The 20,210-nt window shown below is 57.5% G+C and carries 17 protein-coding genes, 1 tRNA gene and 1 pseudogene; 13 read left to right on the top strand and 6 right to left on the bottom strand.

Annotated elements, in window-relative coordinates; all coding sequences use genetic code 11:
* The first annotated feature begins 42 nt into the window (after nucleotides 1–42).
* Genes KO536_RS06110 through KO536_RS06085 form a run of 6 tightly spaced genes read left to right on the top strand, consistent with a single transcriptional unit; the run spans nucleotide 43 to nucleotide 6,071 of the window.
* Nucleotides 43–903, top strand: a complete 861-nt coding sequence (locus KO536_RS06110) for a branched-chain amino acid ABC transporter permease (protein ID WP_019821837.1) — start codon at nucleotides 43–45, stop codon at nucleotides 901–903.
* 1 nt (nucleotide 904) lies between these two features.
* Nucleotides 905–1,915 (top strand): branched-chain amino acid ABC transporter permease, encoded by a 1,011-nt coding sequence (locus KO536_RS06105; protein WP_133077413.1) that lies wholly within the window; start codon nucleotides 905–907, stop codon nucleotides 1,913–1,915.
* A complete protein-coding gene (locus KO536_RS06100) occupies nucleotides 1,912–2,670 on the top strand; it encodes an ABC transporter ATP-binding protein (RefSeq protein WP_133077412.1) in 759 nt (252 codons plus the stop codon). Before KO536_RS06105 ends, KO536_RS06100 begins: the two co-directional genes overlap by 4 nt.
* Entirely contained in the window at nucleotides 2,670–3,365 is a 696-nt protein-coding gene (locus KO536_RS06095) for an ABC transporter ATP-binding protein (RefSeq protein WP_133077411.1), read from the top strand. Before KO536_RS06100 ends, KO536_RS06095 begins: the two co-directional genes overlap by 1 nt.
* Nucleotides 3,366–3,381: 16 nt before the next feature.
* Entirely contained in the window at nucleotides 3,382–4,662 is a 1,281-nt protein-coding gene (locus KO536_RS06090; protein WP_133077410.1) for a Zn-dependent hydrolase, read from the top strand.
* Complete coding sequence (locus tag KO536_RS06085; protein WP_219261431.1) at nucleotides 4,659–6,071, top strand: amidase; 1,413 nt, start codon at nucleotides 4,659–4,661, stop codon at nucleotides 6,069–6,071. The genes KO536_RS06090 and KO536_RS06085 overlap by 4 nt, the downstream gene beginning before the upstream one ends.
* Before the next feature lie 153 nt (nucleotides 6,072–6,224).
* Here KO536_RS06085 and KO536_RS06080 read toward each other — a convergent pair.
* Nucleotides 6,225–6,299: transfer RNA gene (locus KO536_RS06080), tRNA-Gln, on the bottom strand.
* Nucleotides 6,300–6,650: 351 nt separating this feature from the next.
* Here KO536_RS06080 and KO536_RS06075 point away from each other — a divergent pair.
* Nucleotides 6,651–7,157, top strand: a complete 507-nt coding sequence (locus KO536_RS06075; RefSeq protein WP_133077408.1) for a GNAT family N-acetyltransferase — start codon at nucleotides 6,651–6,653, stop codon at nucleotides 7,155–7,157.
* Between the two features lie 127 nt (nucleotides 7,158–7,284).
* Entirely contained in the window at nucleotides 7,285–8,124 is an 840-nt protein-coding gene (locus tag KO536_RS06070) for an endonuclease (protein WP_133077407.1), read from the top strand.
* A 13-nt stretch (nucleotides 8,125–8,137) separates the two neighbouring features.
* Here the strand turns inward: KO536_RS06070 and KO536_RS06065 are convergent, their stop codons facing one another.
* On the bottom strand, nucleotides 8,138–8,716 hold the full coding sequence (locus KO536_RS06065; RefSeq protein WP_219261430.1) for a nucleotidyltransferase family protein: 579 nt from the start codon (nucleotides 8,714–8,716) through the stop codon (nucleotides 8,138–8,140).
* 213 nt (nucleotides 8,717–8,929) lie between these two features.
* Here KO536_RS06065 and KO536_RS06060 point away from each other — a divergent pair, with 213 nt between their 5' ends.
* The 4 genes and pseudogenes from KO536_RS06060 to dusA all read left to right on the top strand — a co-directional run bounded on the left by KO536_RS06060 (nucleotide 8,930) and on the right by dusA (nucleotide 11,689).
* The gene (locus KO536_RS06060) at nucleotides 8,930–9,511 is read left to right on the top strand and encodes a hypothetical protein (protein WP_133077405.1); all 582 of its coding nucleotides are present in this window, start codon (nucleotides 8,930–8,932) and stop codon (nucleotides 9,509–9,511) included.
* Between the two features lie 312 nt (nucleotides 9,512–9,823).
* Complete coding sequence (locus KO536_RS06055; RefSeq protein WP_257622818.1) at nucleotides 9,824–9,970, top strand: hypothetical protein; 147 nt, start codon at nucleotides 9,824–9,826, stop codon at nucleotides 9,968–9,970.
* Between the two features lie 3 nt (nucleotides 9,971–9,973).
* Nucleotides 9,974–10,285: pseudogene (locus tag KO536_RS06050) on the top strand (helix-turn-helix domain-containing protein).
* Nucleotides 10,286–10,678: 393 nt separating this feature from the next.
* Nucleotides 10,679–11,689: a tRNA dihydrouridine(20/20a) synthase DusA gene (gene dusA, locus KO536_RS06045; protein ID WP_219261429.1), complete on the top strand. Its 1,011-nt coding sequence runs from the start codon at nucleotides 10,679–10,681 to the stop codon at nucleotides 11,687–11,689.
* Nucleotides 11,690–11,758: 69 nt separating this feature from the next.
* Here the strand turns inward: dusA and rssC are convergent, their stop codons facing one another.
* The 3 genes from rssC to KO536_RS06030 all read right to left on the bottom strand — a co-directional run bounded on the left by rssC (nucleotide 11,759) and on the right by KO536_RS06030 (nucleotide 14,453).
* On the bottom strand, nucleotides 11,759–12,241 hold the full coding sequence (rssC, locus tag KO536_RS06040) for an anti-sigma factor antagonist RssC (protein WP_133078382.1): 483 nt from the start codon (nucleotides 12,239–12,241) through the stop codon (nucleotides 11,759–11,761).
* A complete protein-coding gene (gene rssB / locus KO536_RS06035) occupies nucleotides 12,238–13,422 on the bottom strand; it encodes a two-component system response regulator RssB (RefSeq protein ID WP_219261428.1) in 1,185 nt (394 codons plus the stop codon). The genes rssC and rssB overlap by 4 nt, the downstream gene beginning before the upstream one ends.
* 341 nt (nucleotides 13,423–13,763) lie before the next feature.
* On the bottom strand, nucleotides 13,764–14,453 hold the full coding sequence (locus KO536_RS06030) for a VacJ family lipoprotein (RefSeq protein ID WP_219261427.1): 690 nt from the start codon (nucleotides 14,451–14,453) through the stop codon (nucleotides 13,764–13,766).
* 306 nt (nucleotides 14,454–14,759) lie between these two features.
* On the opposite strand from KO536_RS06030, the gene KO536_RS06025 reads away from it, so the two are divergent.
* The gene (locus tag KO536_RS06025) at nucleotides 14,760–15,023 is read left to right on the top strand and encodes a DUF4404 family protein (protein WP_133078380.1); all 264 of its coding nucleotides are present in this window, start codon (nucleotides 14,760–14,762) and stop codon (nucleotides 15,021–15,023) included.
* Nucleotides 15,024–15,098: 75 nt separating this feature from the next.
* On the opposite strand, the gene KO536_RS06020 is transcribed toward KO536_RS06025, so the two are convergent.
* Entirely contained in the window at nucleotides 15,099–19,955 is a 4,857-nt protein-coding gene (locus tag KO536_RS06020; RefSeq protein WP_219261426.1) for an NAD-glutamate dehydrogenase, read from the bottom strand.
* Between the last annotated feature and the right edge of the window lie 255 nt (nucleotides 19,956–20,210).

Below are 20,210 nucleotides of genomic sequence, written 5' to 3'. Positions count from 1 at the left end.
CTGGCAGCCGATCACCCGTGATCGCCTGCAGAGGGTATCTGCATGCTCGAACTCTACCTGTTTCAGATTCTCAACGGCCTTGGCCTGGGGATGATCTACTTTCTGATTGCCGTCGGACTGACGATCATTTTCGGCCTGCTGAACTTCGTCAACTTCGCCCACGGCGCGTTTTTCCTGCTGGGCGCTTACATCTGCTACACCGCGGTCAGCCTGACCGGCAATTTTTGGCTGTCGCTGCTGCTTGCGCCCTTGCTCGTCGCCGCACTGGCCTGGGTGATTGAGCGATTGCTGATCCAGCGGATTTATCACTTGCCCCACATGTTCCAGATTCTGGTGACCCTGGGGATCGCGCTGATCATCCAGGAAGCCAGCGTGATGATCTGGGGCCCGGTGGGCAAAAGCGTCGCCGTACCGCAGTTGCTGCGCGGCGTGCTGGTGATCGGCGACTTTGTCTACCCCTACTATCGCCTGTTCCTGATTGTGTTTTCAGCCCTGGTGGGATTCGGTCTGTGGCTGCTGCTGGAGCGCACGCGCTTTGGCGCCCTGGTGCGCGCCGGCAGTGAAAGCACGGAAACCGTATCGCTATTGGGCACCAACATTTTCCGCCTGTTTTCCATGACGTTCGCCCTGGGCGCTGGACTCGCCGGTGTGGCCGGCGTGCTGTTTGCGCCATTGCGCGGCGCCCAGCCCTTTGTCGGCCCGGAAATTCTCGGGGTGGCTTTTGTGGTGGTGGTGATCGGCGGCATGGGTTCATTCAGCGGTGCGCTGGTGGGCGGCCTGTTGGTGGGCGTGGTGCAAAGCCTGATGACAACTATCTGGCCCCAAGGGGCGAGCCTGATGATTTACGGCGCAATGGCCGTGGTCATTCTGCTGCGGCCTTACGGCCTGTTCGGGAGAGCCTGACATGAGCGAGAAAAACCCCCTGCCCTTCGCCAAAACCCAGTCGCGCTCCATGCTGCTGTTGGTGGTGGCGGTACTGGTCGGTTTGCCACTGGTGTTGCCTTCCGCGACCCTGGCCACTGAAATCCTGATTTTCGCCATGGCAGCTCTGGCCTGCAACCTGCTGCTGGGCTACACCGGGCTGTTGTCGTTCGGCCAAGGGATCTTCTTTGGCGCCGGGGCCTACTGCGCCGCCTTGCTGATGATCCATCTGCACCTGGGGCTGTTCAGTGCCTTGCTGGGCGCTGCACTGGCCGGCGGTTTCCTGGCGTTTCTGGTGGGCGCCCTGGCCATTCGCCGCACCGGCATCTACTTCGTCATGCTGACCCTGGCCTTCAGCCAGATGGCGTACTTCCTGACCTACACCCTGAGTGACTGGACCGGCGGCGACAACGGCCTGCTCAACGTGCCACGGCCTGAAATCCGTATCGGTGACACCGTGCTGATGTCCTTGAGCGACGCACGTTACTTCTACGGTTTTGTCGCGGTGTTGTTCCTGTTGATTTTCATCGGCGCCCGCCGCGTTATCAGCTCGCCTTTTGGCAGCACGCTGATGGCGATCCGCGAAAACGAAACCCGCGCAGCTGCCATTGGCTACGACACCCGGCATTTCAAAATCCTGGTGTTTATGCTCTCGGGCGCCGTCACCGGTATTGCCGGAGCGCTCTACGCCATGCTGCTGCACTTTGTACCGCTGTCCAATATCGACCTGGCGATGTCGGAAAACATTCTGATCATGACCATCGTCGGCGGTACCGGGTCCTTGTTCGGCTCCTTGCTGGGCGCAGGTTCCATCGTGTTGCTGGGCGAATTCCTGTCTGATCTGTGGCCACGCTGGCTGATGCTGCTGGGGGTCATTTTGATTCTGGTGGTGGTGTTTATGCGCGGCGGCTTGTGGGGCGGATTCTCGAGCCTGTTCGAACGAATCAAAGGGCAACGTAAAACCAGCCTGCCCGTGCAGGAGGAGCAGCCATGAGCGCGCCTGAATATCTGCTGCAAACCGACAATCTGGAGCTGGCCTATGGCGCCTTTCGTGCGGTCAACGGCGTCAGCCTCAACGTCGAACAAGGCACCATCCATACCGTGATCGGCCCCAACGGCGCGGGCAAGACCAGCCTGTTCCACTGCCTGACCGGCGAGCGTCAGGCCACTGGCGGGGCAATTCTGTTTGATGGCAAGAACATCATCAAGAAGCCGTCCCACGGCCGCGTTGGCCTGGGCATGGCCCGTTCGTTCCAGCTCACCAGCCTGTTTCAAAACCTCAGTGTTCGGGAAAACCTGCGACTGGCGGCCCAAGGCCGGGATGGTCTGGCGGCCCTGAATTTCTGGCGCCGTGTGGACAGTCGCCGCGAACACCTGGAGATGGCCGATCAGGTGCTGGAGCGCCTGCAACTGACCCAGCGTGCCGACACCCTGGCCGGTGAGTTGTCCCACGGCCAGCAACGGGTGCTGGAGGTGGGCATGTCGATCTGCTCCAAACCCAAGCTGCTGATGCTCGACGAACCGACGTCCGGCATGGGCATTGACGATATTCCGATCATGACCCAGTTGATCAGTGACCTGGGTCGCGATCACACGGTGCTGCTGATCGAGCACAACATGAGCATCGTCATGTCCATCAGCCAGCGCATCACCGTGATGAGCCACGGCCAGATCCTGGTCGAAGGCACACCCGAATTTGTTCGCGCCGATGAGCGCGTACGTGTCGCCTATCTGGGAGAAGCCGCCTGATGCTGACCGTCGAGAACATCCATTCCTACTACGACAAAAGCCACGTCCTTGAAGGCGTCTCGCTGCAGGTCAACCCAGGGGAACTGGTGACGCTGCTGGGCCGCAACGGCGCGGGTAAAACCACCACCTTGCGCAGCATTCTGGGAATCATTTGCCCGCGTAAAGGCCAGATCCGCTTCAACGGCCAGGACATGGTCGGGCGCAAGATTTTCGAGATCGCCCGCGAAGGACTGGCCCTGGTGCCGGAGCATCGCGGCATCTTCCGCCTGCTCAGCGTCGAGGAAAACCTGCGCATTGCTCAACGCAAAACCAGCCGCTGGCAACTGGAGGATGTGTACACCATGTTCCCGCGCCTCAAGGAGCGGCGCAAAAATGCCGGCCACGCGTTGTCCGGCGGCGAGCAGCAAATGCTCGCCATCGCACGGGCACTGCTCAATGACCCCAAGCTGCTGATCCTGGATGAACCTACCGAAGGCCTGGCCCCGGTGATCGTCGACGAGCTGGTGAAAATCCTGCGCAAGATCAAGGACGATGGTCTGCCTGTGTTGTTGGTGGAGCAGAACCTAATGGTCTGCGACAAGCTGGCCGACCGTCATTACGTACTGGAGCAAGGCCGCGTGGTGTACGAAGGCAGTGCCGCCGATTTCCGCGCCAACCCGACCATCAAGAACCGTTACCTGGCCCTGAGCGCCTGAAGGGAGATTCGTGTCCATGAACAGTCCAATCCTGTTATCCGACCTTTTCAACAGCAACGCGCCATTGATCAATCGCGATCGCTTGTGGCAATCGCTGATGGACCTGGCGCAACTCGGTGCCACGGCCAAGGGCGGTGTCTGCCGCCTGGCCCTGACCGACCTCGACCGCCAGGCCCGTGACCTGTTTGTACGCTGGTGCGAAGAAGCCGGCTGCACTGTCACAGTCGATGGGATCGGCAATATTTTTGCCCGTCGCGCCGGTCGCCAGCCGCACCTGCCGCCGGTGATGACCGGCAGCCATATCGACACCCAGCCCACGGGCGGCAAGTTCGACGGATGTTACGGCGTCATGGCCGGGCTTGAGGTGATTCGTACCCTCAATGACCTGAAGCTCAGCACCGAGGCCCCCATTGAAGTGGTGGTGTGGACCAACGAAGAAGGCTCGCGCTTCCCGCCGTGCATGATGGGTTCCGGCGTGTTCGCCGGTAAGTTCGACCTCGACGAGACCCTGAGCAAAGAGGACGAGCAAGGCCTGTCGGTAGGTGCAGAGTTGCAGCGCATTGGTTACGCCGGCAGCCGAGCCGTGCTCGGGCATCCGGTGGGGGCCTATTTCGAGGCGCATATCGAGCAAGGTCCCGTACTGGAAGACCGCAACATCACCTTGGGTGTGGTGATGGGATGCCTGGGGCAGAAGTGGTTTGACCTGACCCTGACCGGCGTCGAAGCCCATGCGGGCCCAACGCCGATGCATTTGCGCAAGGATGCGCTGGTGGGCGCCGCCCATGTGGTCAGCGCCGTCAACCGTATCGCCCATGAGCATCAGCCCCACGCCTGCGGCACTGTCGGCTGCCTGACCTTGCACCCGGGCTCGCGCAATGTGATTCCTGGCCAGGTGCACATGACCATCGACCTGCGGCATTTGCATAGCGACCGGCTGCAAGCGATGGTCGATGAGGTGCGCGAGGCCATTGAAGTTGCGTGCAGCGAGCATGGGTTGAGTTTCGAGCTGACGCCCACTGCCGATTTCCCGCCGCTGGACTTCAACCCGGCGTGCATCGAAGCCGTGCGCCAGGGTGCGCAACAGCTGGGCCTGAGCCATATGGACATTGTCAGCGGTGCAGGCCACGACGCGATTTTCATCGCTGAGCTGGGCCCCGCCGGGATGATCTTCGTACCCTGCGAAGGTGGCATCAGCCATAACGAAATCGAAAATGCCGCGCCTCAGGATCTGGCTGACGGCTGCGCCGTGTTGCTGCGGGCAATGGTCAATGCGGCGCAGGCAGGAGTTACAGCATGAGCACCCCTGATATCGGACAAATGAACGCGGTTGAGCTGCTGAGCCGCTTTCGCGACAAGAGCCTGTCGCCGGTAGACGTCACCGAAGATGCCTTGCTGCGTATCGAGCGCTACAACCCGGCGGTCAACGCTTACTGCCACGTGGACCACGAAGGTGCGATGCAGGCTGCCAGGGAATCCGAGCAGCGTTGGTTGAAAGGCCAGCCCTGCGGCGCGCTGGATGGTGTGCCGGCATCGATCAAGGACCTGACCCTGACCCGCGGCATGCCCACGCGCAAGGGTTCGCGCACCACATCGCCCCAGGGACCATGGGAGGTGGATGCACCGTTCACGGCCTTCATGCGCCAGGCTGGCGCCGTGCTGTTGGGCAAAACCACCACACCGGAATTCGGCTGGAAAGGTGTCACCGACAATCCGCTATACGGCATCACCCGCAACCCGTGGGATACCCGCCTGACGGCGGGCGGTTCTTCGGGCGGTGCAGCCGCAGCCGCGTCACTCAACCTGGGGGTGTTGCACCAGGGCAGCGACGCGGGCGGTTCGATCCGCATCCCCTGCGCCTTTACCGGCACATTTGGCATCAAGCCCACTTTTGGTTATGTGCCCCAGTGGCCAGCCAGCTCGATGACGATCCTCTCCCACCTGGGACCGATGACCCGCACGGTGGAAGATGCCGTGCTGATGTTGCAAACCGTGGCCCGGCCGGATGTTCGCGATGGCCTGATCGGCGCACCGCGCAGCCTGCCGTGGCTGCCTGAAGGTGACAGCCTCAAGGGGCTGCGCATCGCCTACAGCCCGGACTTCGGCCATGTGAAGGTCGATCCGCAGGTCGCCAGGGTTGTGGCTCGGGCCGTCGAACGACTGGTGGAACTGGGAGCCCATGTCGAGCAGGTTGATCCGGGGTTCAGCGATCCACTGGATACGTTCAACACTCTGTGGTTTGCGGGGGCTGCACGTCTGGCCGGACAACTCGACAGCGCCCGGCGCGACCTGCTCGACCCGGGTCTGCAACGCATTGCGGCACTGGGCGAACGCATCACCTTGAGCGAGTACAGCGCAGCCCTTGAAGCACGAGCGGCGCTGGTGGCACAGATGGCGGCGTTCCATGAGCGCTACGATGTGCTGGTCTCGCCGATGCTGCCCATCACGGCGTTTGCCGCCGGGCATAACGTACCACCGGATTCGGCATATACCGAGTGGATGCACTGGACGCCCTTCAGCTACCCCTTCAACCTGACTCAGCAACCGGCGGCTTCAATCCCTTGCGGGCTTACTGAAAACGGCTTGCCAGTGGGGTTGCAAGTGGTGGCTGCGCGGTTTGCGGATGACCAGGTGCTGCGGGTCTGCCGGGCGTATGAACAACACTTCCCGGCCACACACCCTCTGGTGCCGAAAAACGGCCAGGACTGATCCGGGAAAAACGTTGCCATGCTGCATGAGCCGGCATGGCACGCAGAAGACGTTGAAGCAGATGGATTGTTTGCTGATAAGTGCGCGTCAGGCCCGATGGCGTTGACGCTGAACTTGAAGATATCCATCACGTGGCGGATGGACTCTGGAAAATGGCAGGGGCGGCTGGATTTGAACCAACGCATGGCAGGATCAAAACCTGCTGCCTTACCGCTTGGCGACGCCCCTGTATCTGTAGCGATGAGTGCCTGGCACTCTTTTACTGATGCTTGCAGCCTGCAAATGTCTCCATTCGCTGCGAGCCTGTAAGGGTTCGCTGCAAGAACGGGCGCAAATATACCAACACTCTTTGGATTGGGGAAGCACTTTTTAAATAAATTTATTCAAAAACAGCTACTTAGTGAAAATCGGGGCCAAATGAGCGTTTTGGCCGTCGTGCTGTCCGCCCTTTCCCGGTGTCTGCCCTCTCGAAAAATAGTGCCTGAGCAATAGACGGTTATAGTTGTCGGGACCGGGTTCAGACAGACGCAGGCAACGCAGGCATGCCTGACAGCTTAAAAAGACCAAAGGGAAAACAACATGAACATGACTGTCCGCAATGAACGGGCCGAAGACATCGAGGCCATCGCACAGTTAACAGCGGCTGCTTTTTTAAACGAAAAACACTCAAGCCATACAGAACACCACATTGTGAATGCGTTGCGACGCGCAGGTCAGCTGAGCATTTCTCTGGTGGCAGAAGAGCACGGCTCAGTCATCGGGCATGTTGCTGTTTCTCCAGTGACGATCTCTTCGGGAGCCACCGGATGGTACGGCCTAGGGCCGATCTGTGTTTCGCCTGACCGGCAAGGGAAAGGTATTGGTTCAGCGCTGATGAACTCGGCACTGACTGAGTTGCGACGCATGGGCAGTGCAGGCTGCGTGGTATTGGGGGATCCTGCCTATTACAGTCGTTTCGGGTTCAAGACATGCCACGGCCTTGAGCTTCCCGGGGTTGATCCAGAGTACTTTCAGGCAATCCTCCTGAAAGGTGAGCTACCTTCGGGGGTTGTGAAATACGACGATGCATTTGATGCCACCGAGTAATAGCGATAAGCGCCACCCTTGCACCCTCCGTAGAGGCGCATTCAATCGAAACTCGCCAATAAGATAAGTGTCAGAAGATCTGATGACTGGTTAACCACCACACTGATCCGCCACAAAGGCTTCCGGTATGCCCGCCCCCTCTGCTCGTCCAGACCTTGTTTATGAATATCCAGCGCACCTGCGCGCTCAGGTCGAAGCGGCCCCCCGGGCACCAGGGGTGTATTTCTTTTACGCGGAAGACGACTCGATACCGCTCTATATCGGCAAAAGCATCGATATTCGCAGTCGACTGCTTGCGCACCTGCGCGCCCCCGAAGAAGCCAGAATGCTGCGCCAGGCGCAACGAATCGAGTACCGGCAAACTGCCGGGGAAATAGGCGCCCTGCTGCTTGAGTCCCGACTGATCAAAGAACTGCAACCCTTGAAGAACAAGCGGCTTCGTCGCCAGCAACGCCTGTGCTCACTGCGCATTCGCGACGGGGTACTGGAGATCATCGACACCACCACGATGTGCGACGGACCTCAGTTGTACGGACTTTTCCGTAACCGGCGCATGGCCACCGAAGCGCTGATGCTGATTGCAGATGAACAGCGCCTTTGCCATACATTGCTGGGCATTGATAAACCGACAGGACGTCCCTGCTTCAGGGCTCAAATAGGCAAGTGCGCCGGAGCCTGCAAAGGCGCAGAAAGCCATGAGGCGCATACCGAACGGTTGCTGGGTGCTCTAGAACGCTGGGCAGTGCATCACTGGCCGTTCCCCGGCGCTATCGCTTTGCACGAGCGGCATGGCCAGACCGAGGAATACCACGTCGTGGACAGTTGGCGTTACATCGGGACTTACGCCTGCGAGGCTGATGCCAGACGGGCCCCCAAACTCACGGGGCAAGCATTCGATGCCGACTGCTACAAGATCCTGGTGCGACCGGTGCTGCTCGAAAGCACGGCCATTATCTTGCTTTCTTAGCGCAGGATCGTCGTCACCCCAAACCCGGCGAGCCGGGTACCAGGACCTTCAGCCAAGGCCAGCGCTCCTGGTAACTTCGAGCCTTGTACGCGAATAAATCCGGCTGGAGATTTTGGGGGTTGGGACGCAGCAGCCCTTGTCCGACATCATCCAGACCATAAGGCACATACACCTCGCCGGTTTCAGGGTCAAAACCAATACAGGTTCCTGCAACAAGATAACGATCGACACCATCCCTTGCAGACCCAAGCCGAGGGCAAGCCCTGCCAAACCGCTCGCCGTACCATAGATGGACCCGGGCCTGATTCTTGATATCGATCTTGACGCCCAAGTCATTGAACAGTTGCCGGGTTTCAAGGATGACTTCGTTCTCTGCTTCCCAGGACAGGTCCGCGTCAAAGTAAAAAATGTCGTAATCCTTCACTCCCGATGCGGCAGGCAGACCCGCCTGATGACTCCATACAGCCTGGAACAAACAGCCCGCTGTCAGCATGCATTGACTCAGCCCCAGTGAAGGCAAGCGTGAGGCAATGTGTTTATTAATCGGGTTACTCATCGCTATTGTGACCAGGCATTCAGGTGTCAACTTCACTTTTAGTCCTCGGGATTCAATTCGACACACACTTTATTATGGCAACCAGCATAAAGTACGCCCTTAACGCCCAATTCACTTGCACCGTTTAAAAACATGTTACAACTGATCAGATGCACGCCGGTTAAAATACGATTAGGTTCACCAGAAGCAAACCATTAGCCTACGCGAAACACTAGAAAATATCCTCCCACACATATTTAAGGATTTGATGTGACACGACTATTTTATAGCCTCACCTTGAGTTTTTGTCTTTTTCTTAGCGGCTGCGTTTCCTATTCCCTACATCAGTTGCCCCCCGTTAAAACTTGGCCGCCAGCGGCCAGTAACAACAAGACCAAGCCTGTGGTGAATATATCTTATATGCCGACCAGCGCCTTCATTACGCAGCAGAATGCTCGGCGTGGCGGAACAGGCCAGATTAAAGGAATCATAGTCGATACATTTGCAAAATCCGGGCGCTTCAAGCAAGTCACCACACAACCGCAAGGAGCTGATCTGTTCGTGAATGCGATATTGAGATCACATGAATCCGGCAGCCAACTCAGCGCGATTATTAGCGGAGCCACATTGCTTGTTGTACCCATGACATTTGGTACGAGCTACACCCTTGAACTGGTCTATAGAAACGCAAATGGCAAAGTGATTGGCCGCACTGAAAAAACCGAATACATAAGAACCTGGGTGCAACTGTTGTTAGTGGTCGCAATCCCCTTCAATAACCTGCCAGACAAGATTATTCAGCAACTGGCGCAAAGCTCAATTGAAGAAGCGATCAGCCTTAATTTAATTTAACTCAATTCATGAAAGCTTTAACGAGGTAGTTGCCACTTCAGTGATTGCTCGTTTGGGCCGGATAACACGTGAGACCTCGTCAAGTACATGAACTGCTTAGCGACGAGTTAGACCTACCAATTGACGGCTCGGTACCACATCTCAGAAAGATGCACTCGGGGTCCATCTCAGCGATCTGGCTGATTATATCGACAGGTAGCGCAATGCAGCCGCTGTTGAACGAAAGCTGTTGATGGGCCGATATAAACGGGCACGTTAAGCCAGGACGCAGTGCCTCCAGGGTCCGGCGGTTGTCGTAAAGTTCGCTGGAGCATGGAGGGACGCGGCAAAAGCGGTGCCGTCCGCGTCATCTACACCGTTCAGTTGAAAAGCGGTGCGTTGGTCGCCCTGTTGATTTACGGCAAGGGTGCCATTGAAAATATTCCAGCGCATATCCTGCGCAAGATTGCCAGGAGATGAACCATGCCCCTGAGTGAAAAAGAACTAATGGAGCACGACGCCAAACGTAATATTGGCGAAGAACTGCTGGCGTCGATCATCGACGTAAAAGCAGGGCGCCATGGCCAAGTGCATCATGTGGAAGTCACAGAAGCCGCCGAAGCGCGCATCAAAACCGGGCTCTCCCAACCACGATTCGCAGAATTGCTGGGAGTGTCCGTACGCACGCTACAGGAGTAGGAGCAAGGTCGACGCACGCCATCAGGCGCCGCCCGCTCTCTGCTGCACATTGCAGCGTTACGACCAGACGTTTTCCGCGACGTTCTATCACGCTAACCCTGGGTACTTGCCTGCGATGACTGTGCTAATCAGTGGCCTTTTTTGGGTACCGCTGTATCAGGGATCTGAGCGCCTCACCCTCCTGAAAAAAACGCTTTTGACCTCGGCATCGGCCAGCCCGGTCTCACGTCGGCTGAGCCAAGCTTTGGCTAGTTGTCTGCGTCCGAAGGTTTGGAATTCCTGATAAACTATTACTCCGTTACGCCGCAACCTAATCTGCGCCGTATACCTCTTTTCTCCATTTTTAGCCTTTCTTACTGTAATCGTTCCCATGACAAATCCTCGATAGTACAAGGATTTTGATGTTGCATTTTCGTAGCACTACAGTGCTACAAATGGCAAGAAACGGCTAAAAAGCGCTACAAATGAAACAAATGTGAACGAAAAAATATGAGCGAAAACACCGCTACAAACCCCGTCCTAGAGCGCTTAGAACCATCCAGGAAATTTAGCGTTGCCCCTATGATGGATTGGACCGATCGCCACTGTCGATTTTTCCTGCGCCTGCTGTCCAAAAACGCGTTGCTGTACACCGAGATGGTCACCACGGGTGCTCTGCTCAATGGTGATGCCGAGCGCTTTTTGCGTCATGACGAAACCGAGCATCCGCTGGCCTTGCAGTTGGGCGGCAGTGTTCCAGCTGACTTGGCCGCCTGCGCACGCATGGCTCAGGACGCAGGTTATGACGAGGTGAATCTCAATGTTGGCTGCCCGAGCGATCGGGTTCAGAACAATATGATTGGCGCCTGCCTGATGGCGCACCCTGCACTGGTGGCAGACTGCGTAAAGGCTATGCGTGATGCAGTGTCCATCCCCGTTACGGTCAAGCACAGGATTGGCATCAACGGGCGCGATAGCTACGAGCAACTGTGCGATTTTGTCGGCACTGTTCGTGATGCCGGCTGCACAAGCTTCACCGTGCACGCGCGCATTGCCATTCTCGAAGGACTGTCGCCGAAAGAGAATCGCGACATCCCTCCCCTGCGTTATGACGTTGCCGCACAGTTGAAAACAGATTTCCCGGAGCTGGAGATCATTCTCAATGGCGGGATCAAGACGCTTGAGCAATGCCAGGAGCATTTGCAGGTGTTTGATGGCGTGATGCTCGGCCGTGAGGCGTATCACAATCCGTATATTCTGGCGGCTGTCGATCAACAGCTGTTCGGCAGCACTGCCCCTGTTATTTCACGGGCGCAAGCCCTGGCGCTGCTACGGCCCTATATCGCTGCACATATCGCCGCTGGCGGGTCGATGCATCACATCACGCGCCATATTTTGGGGCTGGGCCAGGGGTTCCCGGGCGCTCGTCGCTTCCGTCAGTTGCTGTCCGTGAACATCCACAAGGCCAAGGACCCTCTGGCGTTGCTGGATCAGGCCGGGGAGCTGCTGGAAGGCCGCTGAATCGCGAGCAATAAAAAAAGGGGCCGTTCCTGCACAGGACGGTCCCTTCTTAATGTGCGCAACTTGCGATCAGTGTCGCTCGAGTGCATTCACCAGATCATGAAACGCTTCACGGTTGGAGTCGTTGAGGCCCATTAGAATTTTGTGTGCCTCAAGCACTTTCACGCGGACCACTTCTTCGGACTGATCCTGTGAAGGCAAGTCTGTCAGGCACCCCGGGCACGGAATCGGCTGGCCAATGATGTTGAACACCTGATCGAAGCCCATCGACTCCAGCAGTCGGGTGATGTCTTCGTGGGTGGTCACGACCGTCGGCAGCAAGCCTATTTTTTGGCGCGACAAGATCGACAGTTTCGCCAGCAAACCCAGTGTGGTGCTGTCGATACTGCGGGTCTCGGTGAGGTCAATCACGATGGCGTTGAAGTTCAGCGCCGTGAAAATCCTCTCGATTGTTGCATCCAGGGCCGAACACAACGTCAGACGCACTTCACCCACAAACTTCAGGACGAAGGTGCCATCCTGTTCGGCGAACTGAATTCTACCGGTACTCATTTAAGATTCCTGCTCAACACCAACAAGGCGATATCATCCGGCATCTCCCCTAGCGTAGCTAATCCAAACACCTGGCGCAGACCATCCAGGCTGCCGCCTGCTGCTTTCACCAATTGAGGTAACGCAGCTTCTTTCTCTTTGAGCGTCGGCTCAGTCAAAAGATCCAAAATTCCGTCAGACATCAGCGTCAGGCTGAAGGATTCAGGCAATTTCAGAACCTGGTCTTCATACGTGGCTTCGTTGAACAGGCCAACGGGCAACCCGCGTCCTTCAAGATAACTCACACTGTCTGGAGTGTAGAGCACCGGTAGTGGCAAGTGCCCACCAATGCTGTAGGTCAGCAAACCGGTTTCTTCGTCAATCACGCCACCCACCATGGTCACATGCTTGCCCAGCTTGCAGTTGATCAGGCCACGGTTGATGTGCCCAAGCACCTCGGAAGGCTTGAACTCCGGCAAGGTGCCATTGCGCTTGGACTCAAACAGCAAGCGCGTGGTCATGAACTTGAGCAGCACCGTCACGAACGCTGACGACGCACCGTGACCGGAGACGTCAGCCAGGTAGAACGCGACCCGGCGCTCGTCGACCCGGAAGTAGTCAACAAAATCGCCAGACAGGTACAGGGACGGAATGATCTGGTGAGCGAAGTTGAAATCGTCAATGGACCAGGGGTTGACCGGCAGCATGTTCATCTGCACCTGACGGCCGGCGTTCTGGTCTTCCTGCAGCAAGTGCAGACTGGCCTCAAGCTCCCGGTTGGCAGACTCAAGCTTGTCCCGATAGCGCTTGTTTTCGAGCTGCAGCCGTGCACGATCGAGCGCACGGTGGACCGAGTGCTCCAGAACGGCAAGGTCTTCGAGCGGCTTGATCAGGTAGTCGGCAGCGCCAAGGCGCAACGCCTCGACCACATCGCTCATTACGCCCGCACCGGAGATAACGATCACTGGCGTCTGCACAGACCGCAGGCTGACCTGGCGAATCAGCTCCAGACCACTCATTTGCGGCATGCGCAGGTCACAGATGACTAAATCCGGCTGCTCTTGCTCGAACACCTGTAGCCCTTGCAAGCCATTACTGGCCTGAAGGACGCTGAAGCCGCTGTCTTCCAAGTAGGCCGCCAGACTGGCGCGTACTACTTCGTCGTCATCAATGATCAGCAGCGTGGCACTGGTTTTTTGCATGTGGGCAAACGGCGCCAGAATTAGGTTGCCGCGAGAGCTCGAATACGTCGGACTCACGACTGAATTGGCTTGTGAACATCCCTGATTCAAATCGACTGTGTTGCTCGATCCTACAAAGGTGCCCGTGTAAGGCGCAGACGGTACTCCCATCCGCGGGGGGTTTCAAGCTCAGGCCGATGGTGGTTTGAGGTGTTCGTCACGTTAAATTCCCACGGGTTATAAGAACCACGTTAACGGCAACTAAAACCATGGTCCGAAAGGCTCCAAAGAGGATTCTTTCTCATCTGCCACGATAAAAAAAACGGCCACTCGGGCCGTTTTTTTCACTGTGTTCCCGCGAATTAAAAGTCGTCGACTACCTGTCCGTCCTTGACTTTGAATTCACGATTTTGCAGGTACGCATTGCGGATAAAGATGTACTTGTCGCCCGTGATCAGTTTTTCGGCTGACAACAAGCTGGCGCGGGTATCAATCAAGTCCATGCCGATGGTCATGTTACGGGCCGGCACATCACTGATGTAGCGGTACGGTTCGGTGAAGGAATCCGGGTAAATACCTACCGCATCACGCACGGTGCTAGGGCCCAGAAGCGGCAGCACCAGGTAAGGGCCGCTTTCAACGCCCCAACGCCCGAGGGTCTGGCCAAAGTCTTCGCTGTTGCGATGCAGGCCCATCTTGGTGCCCAGATCAAAGAAGCCGGCCACACCCAGCGTGGTGTTGAGCAACAGACGGGCGGTGTCTACACCGGCAGCATGGGGCTTGGCCTGCAGGACATCGTTGGCCAGGTTGCGGATGTCACCGATGTTGCGGTACATGTTGTGGATACCATCCTCCAGGAACTGAGGAGTGATGTATTGATAGCCTTGGGCAAGTGGCTTCAAGGCATAGGTATCAATCGTGTCGTTGAATTTGAACACGACACGGTTAAACCCTTCCCACGGGTCATCTTCAGTGGCGGCATTGGCAGCCAATGGCAACATGGCCACACCGGCACAAACAAATAGCTGAGCAAGACGATCAGTCCAGCGCATAGCAAAAACTCCCTGAAGTTACTTGATACTTGGGCGCTATGCCCTGAGTCAGATCATCAGTATAACGGCAAATGTCTTTTAGGCAGCCCCCAAGCAATACCCTAAACAGACTTGAGTAGATGATAGACGTTCCACAGCCCCGGGATTCTTTTGAAACCACCGACTGGCCACCCCGAAAAAACACGCACAAGGGATTGTGATTGAGATCATGCACTCCAGGCGCGAGTGGATTAATCTAGGGTTCTTACAGACCTTTTGTTCATTGCGAAGGTCTACACCAGAGCCTATCAATAAAGGATGAATGCTATGCCTGCCCGCGACCTGCAAGAACAACTCAATACCTTGCGCGAGCAACTGGAACAGAATCCGCCGCTCACTCAAGAAGAGCGTGAGCACTTGGTCCAGCTCTCAACACAAATCCAGGCTCAGATCGACATCGAGAAAGCGACCAACGACACCAGCCTGGCCGACAGCGTCAACCTCGCCGTAGAACGCTTCGAGGTCGAACACCCTACCCTGGCCGTCACGCTGCGCAACATCGTACAAACCTTGGGCAACATCGGGATCTGATCACCCGACACCCCACAAACAACAAAGCCCCGACTCACTAAACATGAGTCGGGGCTTTTTTTGCTACTCAGCCAGTCAGACCACTGATTGACCGCTCAGTGCCAGGTCTAGCAGCTCGCGGTTGGCAACCGCGTACATCGCGTAGTCGTTGCCAGTGGCGGCACGCAGATCGACCAGCATCGAGCGCCAGCGCTCAACCATCGAGTTGTTCTGCTCAAGCCACAAGGCAAGACGTGCTTCGATACTTTCACCGGCATCGGTCATCTGCAACACCGACACGGTAATTGCACGCTGCTGCCAGTCGATATCGTCGCGGAACGCTTCGCGAGCCAGCGCTTGCCAGTTGTTTTCTACCGGCAAGTTGCTGATCTGCTGCAAGTACCAGGTCAGGTCCAGTGCGCTGCCCACGGCGAAATACGCCTTGGCTACATCCGCAGCGTTCTGGCCGGTCACATCCGAGGCTTCGATAATTGGCAGTAAGGTGTACAGGTGCGTAGTACCCGCCACCATCCGCGCCAGCAACTCCGGCACGCCCGCCGCTACGTAAGCCTGATAGCGGGTCTGCCAGCCTTCGCGGGTAGGGCCTTCCAGCAGTTCGTCGAGCTTGAGCCCCAACGCAGCCAGATGCGGCCCGAAGTGCGCCACATCGCGCGCCGCGTCCAGCTCGTTACGACGGCTGCGCAGGAACCAGCGCGTAGCACGGCGGCCCAGTCGCATCAGCTCATCCATCAGCGCCAGCTGGATTTCAGCCGGTACCTGATAGTCCAGCGCTTCGATCTGACGGAACCAGTGCGGGAGGTGGAAAATATCCCGCACGATCACATAAGCACCGGCCACGTTGGCCGCACTCATGCCGGTCGACTCTTTCAAGCGCTCCACAAAGGTGATGCCCATGTGGTTGACCAGATCGTTGGCGATCTGGGTGCTGACGATTTCACGCTTGAGACGGTGACGACGCATGGCTTCGGCAAACTTGCTGACCAGCATCGGCGGGAACGCGGTTTCCATGTCCCGGGTCAGATAGTCATCATCGGGCACCAGAGAGTTGAGCAAGGCTTCCTTGAGGTCGATCTTGCTGTAGGAGATCAGCACCGACAGCTCGGCACGGGTCAGGCCATGACCTGCAGCAACGCGCTCGTTGAGCTGCTCTTCTGACGGCAGGAACTCAATGGCGCGATCCAGCTTGCCACGGGCTTCCAGATCGCTCATCAGGCGCTTGTATTCAGCAATTCGCTCATAAGCACGACGGGCCGCCAACGAAATGGCCTGGGTCTGCTTATAGTTGTTGCCCAGCACCAGACCGCCCACTTCGTCAGTCATGCTGCCCAGCAACTGATTGCGCTGCTTCTCGGTCATATCACCCGCCTGCACAACTTCGTTGAGCAGGATCTTGATATTCACTTCGTGGTCAGAGCAGTCAACGCCACCGGCGTTGTCGATAAAGTCGGTGTTGGAACCACCGCCATTGAGGTTGAACTCGACACGACCCAGTTGAGTCATGCCCAGGTTGCCGCCCTCACCCACCACCTTGCAGCGCAATTCGTTGCCATTGACGCGCAACGCATCGTTGGCCTTGTCGCCGACATCGGCGTGGCTTTCGCTGCTGGCTTTGACGTAAGTACCGATACCGCCGTTCCACAACAGATCCACAGGCGCCTTGAGCAAGGCGTTCAGCAGTTCGGTCGGGGTCAGCTTGTCGGCAGTGATTGCGAAACGCTCTTTCATCTCTGGGGAGATGGCGATGCTTTTTGCACTACGGGAGAAAATACCGCCGCCCGCCGACATGATGCTGGTGTCGTAATCCGACCAGGCCGAACGCGGCAGATCGAACAGGCGCTGACGCTCAACGAAGCTATTGGCAGGCTCCGGGTTTGGATCGATGAAGATATGCAGGTGGTTAAAGGCCGCAACCAGCTGCAGTTTGTCGGACATCAACAAGCCGTTGCCGAACACGTCACCGGCCATGTCGCCGACACCGACCACACTGATGCTGTCTTTCTGGACGTTGATCCCGCGCTCTTTAAAGTGACGCTGCACGCCAACCCAGGCGCCCTTGGCGGTGATGCCCATCTTTTTATGGTCATAACCGGCCGAACCGCCCGACGCGAACGCATCACCCAGCCAGAAGCCGTAATCGATGGCAATGCCGTTGGCGATGTCGGAGAAGGTCGCAGTGCCCTTGTCGGCAGCGACCACCAGGTACGGATCATCGTCGTCGTGACGAACCACGTTCAAAGGCGGCACCAGCGCGCCGTCCTTCAAGTTGTCGGTGATGTCCAGAAGGCCGGAAATAAAGATCCGGTAGCAGGCAATCGCCTCGGCCTGGATCTCGTCACGACCGCCGCCCAATGGCAAGCGACGCGGTACGAAACCGCCCTTGGCACCCACCGGCACGATGACCGAGTTCTTCACTTGCTGGGCTTTAACCAGGCCCAGCACTTCGGTACGGAAATCTTCTTCACGGTCCGACCAGCGCAAACCGCCGCGAGCCACGTTACCGAAGCGCAGGTGCACGCCTTCAACCCGTGGCGAGTAAACGAAGATTTCAAACTTCGGCACCGGCTTTGGCAGCTCGGGGATCAGGTGCGGGTTGAACTTGAAGCTGAAGTACGAACGGTTGTGACCGTTGGCGTCCGGCTGGTAGAAGTTGGTACGCAGCGTGGCTTTGATCAGATCCAGATAGCGACGCAGGATACGGTCTTCGTTAAGCACCTGAACGTCGTCCAGGGCCGTCAGAATGGCCTGCTCCAGACGCAGTTGCTTGTCTTCCAGGTCTTCGGCCGTGAGCTTGCGCGCCAGGTAGAAGCGGGTCTTGAACAGCCGGGTCAATTCGCGAGCGATGTCGGTGTGGTTGTTCAGGGTGCTGGCGATGTAACCCAGGTCAAAGCCCAGGCGGATCTGCTTCAGATAACGGGCGTAAGCACGCAGCAACGCCACATCACGCCACGGCAAGCCGGCGGTCAGTACCAGACGGTTGAACGCATCGTTCTCGGCATCGCCGCGCACGATATGCACGAACGCATCCTGCAGCGTGTCATTGAGCTGCTGGATATCCAGGTTCAAGCCTTCACCCGCGGTAAAGGCGAAGTCATGGATCCAGAACTCACGACCATTGGCGTGACGCAGGCGATACGGGAATTCACCCAGGACGCGCAGGCCAAGGTTTTCCAGAATCGGCAGCACATCGGACAGCGCCAGCGGCGTGTCGGCGTGGTACAGCTTGCAATGCAGTTCCTGACCGGCGCTCTGACCCAGAGGCTGATAGAAACTCATCACCAGCGGGTTTTTATCGCTCAGGCTCATCAGGTGCTGCATGTCGACCACGGCCGAGTGCGCGGCAAAGCGCTCGCGGTAACCTGCCGGGAAGCCTTTAGGGAAGTCAGACAGCACTTTAGTGCCGTTGGCCTCGCCAAAGCTTTCAACCACCAGACTTGCATAGTCGTCCTGCCAGCTGCGGCAGGCCTGGATCACTTCTTTTTCCAGCAGCAGCGGGTCGATATCGATCCGATTCTTTGGATCAACCCGCAAAATCAGCTGCACACGGGCCAGTACCGACTCAGAGAAGAAGGTCCAGAACTCGCAATCAGAGGCCTGCAGACGCTCCATCAGCACCTGCTGGATCTTCTGCCGCACTTCGGTGGAATAGACGTCACGCGGCACGTAGGCCAGGCAATAGCAGAAACGGCCATACGGGTCTTTGCGCAGGAACACGCGAATCTTGTTGCGCTCCTGGATTTGCACAATCGACATCACAGTGGTGAACAACTCATCCACCGGCGTCTGGAACAAGTCATCACGGGGCAGCACTTCAACGACCTGGGCCAGTTCCTTGCCCAGGTGAGCCTTGGGCTGGAAGCCCGAGCGACGTTCGATTTCTGCAACCTTGCGACGGATATAAGGGATCACCCGCACGCTTTCGCCGTACACCGAGGAGGTGTACAAGCCCATGAAGCGGCATTCCTTGATGACTTTGCCGTCAGCATCGATCTGGCGGATCGACACATAGTCCGGATAAGCCGGGCGATGAACGCGGCTAGGATGTGCCGCCTTGGCAAACGACAACAGGGTCGGCATGCGCAGGTAGCTGACGGCGTAATCTTCGATACGCAGGTCTTCGGCAGTCAGGCCCGCGCGCAGCAGCTTGGTCAGACCGAGGAAGGAGTCGGCGTCATATTCAATATGCCCGCCATCCGCCTCGTCACGTACCACAAATTCTTCGTAGCCCAGGAAGGTGAAGTGGTTACCCACCAGCCATTCCAGGAAGCTTTTGACTTCGGCTTTCTCATCGGCATCGACGGCGTACTGGCAGTGATCGACACTGGCCAGCAACTCCTGAACCTTGGCCTTCATCGGCTCAAAGTCAGCTACCGCCACGCGCACTTCACCCAGAACCTGCTCCAGTTCCTTGCTCAGCACATTCAATTCGGCTACGTGGGCGCAGCGATCGATTTCCAGGTACATCAGCGACTCTTGCGAGACGCCTTCCCCTGAAGTGCCCTTGGGCAGGATTTCCAGCAACTCCCCCTTGCTGCCGCGACGAACGCTCAATACCGTGGTTTGCAGGGTATGGATGCTGTAACCGCGACGGTTCAGCTCGGTACGCACCGAGTCCACCAGGAACGGCAAGTCATGATGCAGCACCTCGACGGCAGTGTGCGTCGACTGCCAGCCGTGGCGTTCGTAATCGGGGTTGAAGACCCGCACTTGCGGCTGCGCAGGGTCGAAGCGTTCCAGCAGACGCCAGGCCGACAGTGTGCAGCCGGCCAGGTCGGACATCCGACGTTGGGTGAGCTCATCCAGAGAAATGATGCCGAAGAATTGCTCAGCGAACAGCGCCACTTGTGGCAGTGCCTGTTCACTGATGTGCTGCGCCAGTGCTGCTTGCAGTTGATGCTGGAAGTCGGCTTTGCTGGCTGCGGTGAAGAACGCCATCTGTGGTACTCCGCTTGGGCTTGTTATTGAGAGAAGCGTCGCATGCTGTTCCCGCGAGGGAGCTGTCAATACTGTGCAAGGCCTATCTTGGCAGTTACCTTCTACGCACAGCATGACAGGGAGGTGAAGCTGGCCGTGACCCACGGGTCACATTCACGCTCCAGGATGGGTATCTACAAAAACGACTGCCGGATAAACAGGCTGTGCCTTTAGAGATAACTATCACCGCGCAGCTTAACGATTGAGCCGCACAAC

The organism is Pseudomonas sp. NKUCC02_KPG (genome assembly GCF_019345465.1).
Classification (GTDB): Bacteria; Pseudomonadota; Gammaproteobacteria; order Pseudomonadales; family Pseudomonadaceae; genus Aquipseudomonas.
This window is presented reverse-complemented; position numbering and strand designations above follow the sequence as displayed.

Coding starts and splice junctions, on each gene's coding strand:
- KO536_RS06110 (WP_019821837.1), top strand. CDS start 43: ATGCTCGAACTCTACCTGTTTCAGATTCTCAACGGCCTTGGCCTGGGG.
- KO536_RS06105 (WP_133077413.1), top strand. CDS start 905: ATGAGCGAGAAAAACCCCCTGCCCTTCGCCAAAACCCAGTCGCGCTCC.
- KO536_RS06100 (WP_133077412.1), top strand. CDS start 1,912: ATGAGCGCGCCTGAATATCTGCTGCAAACCGACAATCTGGAGCTGGCC.
- KO536_RS06095 (WP_133077411.1), top strand. CDS start 2,670: ATGCTGACCGTCGAGAACATCCATTCCTACTACGACAAAAGCCACGTC.
- KO536_RS06090 (WP_133077410.1), top strand. CDS start 3,382: ATGAACAGTCCAATCCTGTTATCCGACCTTTTCAACAGCAACGCGCCA.
- KO536_RS06085 (WP_219261431.1), top strand. CDS start 4,659: ATGAGCACCCCTGATATCGGACAAATGAACGCGGTTGAGCTGCTGAGC.
- KO536_RS06075 (WP_133077408.1), top strand. CDS start 6,651: ATGAACATGACTGTCCGCAATGAACGGGCCGAAGACATCGAGGCCATC.
- KO536_RS06070 (WP_133077407.1), top strand. CDS start 7,285: ATGCCCGCCCCCTCTGCTCGTCCAGACCTTGTTTATGAATATCCAGCG.
- KO536_RS06055 (WP_257622818.1), top strand. CDS start 9,824: ATGGAGGGACGCGGCAAAAGCGGTGCCGTCCGCGTCATCTACACCGTT.
- dusA (WP_219261429.1), top strand. CDS start 10,679: ATGAGCGAAAACACCGCTACAAACCCCGTCCTAGAGCGCTTAGAACCA.
- rssC (WP_133078382.1), bottom strand. CDS start 12,241: ATGAGTACCGGTAGAATTCAGTTCGCCGAACAGGATGGCACCTTCGTC.
- rssB (WP_219261428.1), bottom strand. CDS start 13,422: ATGCAAAAAACCAGTGCCACGCTGCTGATCATTGATGACGACGAAGTA.
- KO536_RS06030 (WP_219261427.1), bottom strand. CDS start 14,453: ATGCGCTGGACTGATCGTCTTGCTCAGCTATTTGTTTGTGCCGGTGTG.
- KO536_RS06025 (WP_133078380.1), top strand. CDS start 14,760: ATGCCTGCCCGCGACCTGCAAGAACAACTCAATACCTTGCGCGAGCAA.
- KO536_RS06020 (WP_219261426.1), bottom strand. CDS start 19,955: ATGGCGTTCTTCACCGCAGCCAGCAAAGCCGACTTCCAGCATCAACTG.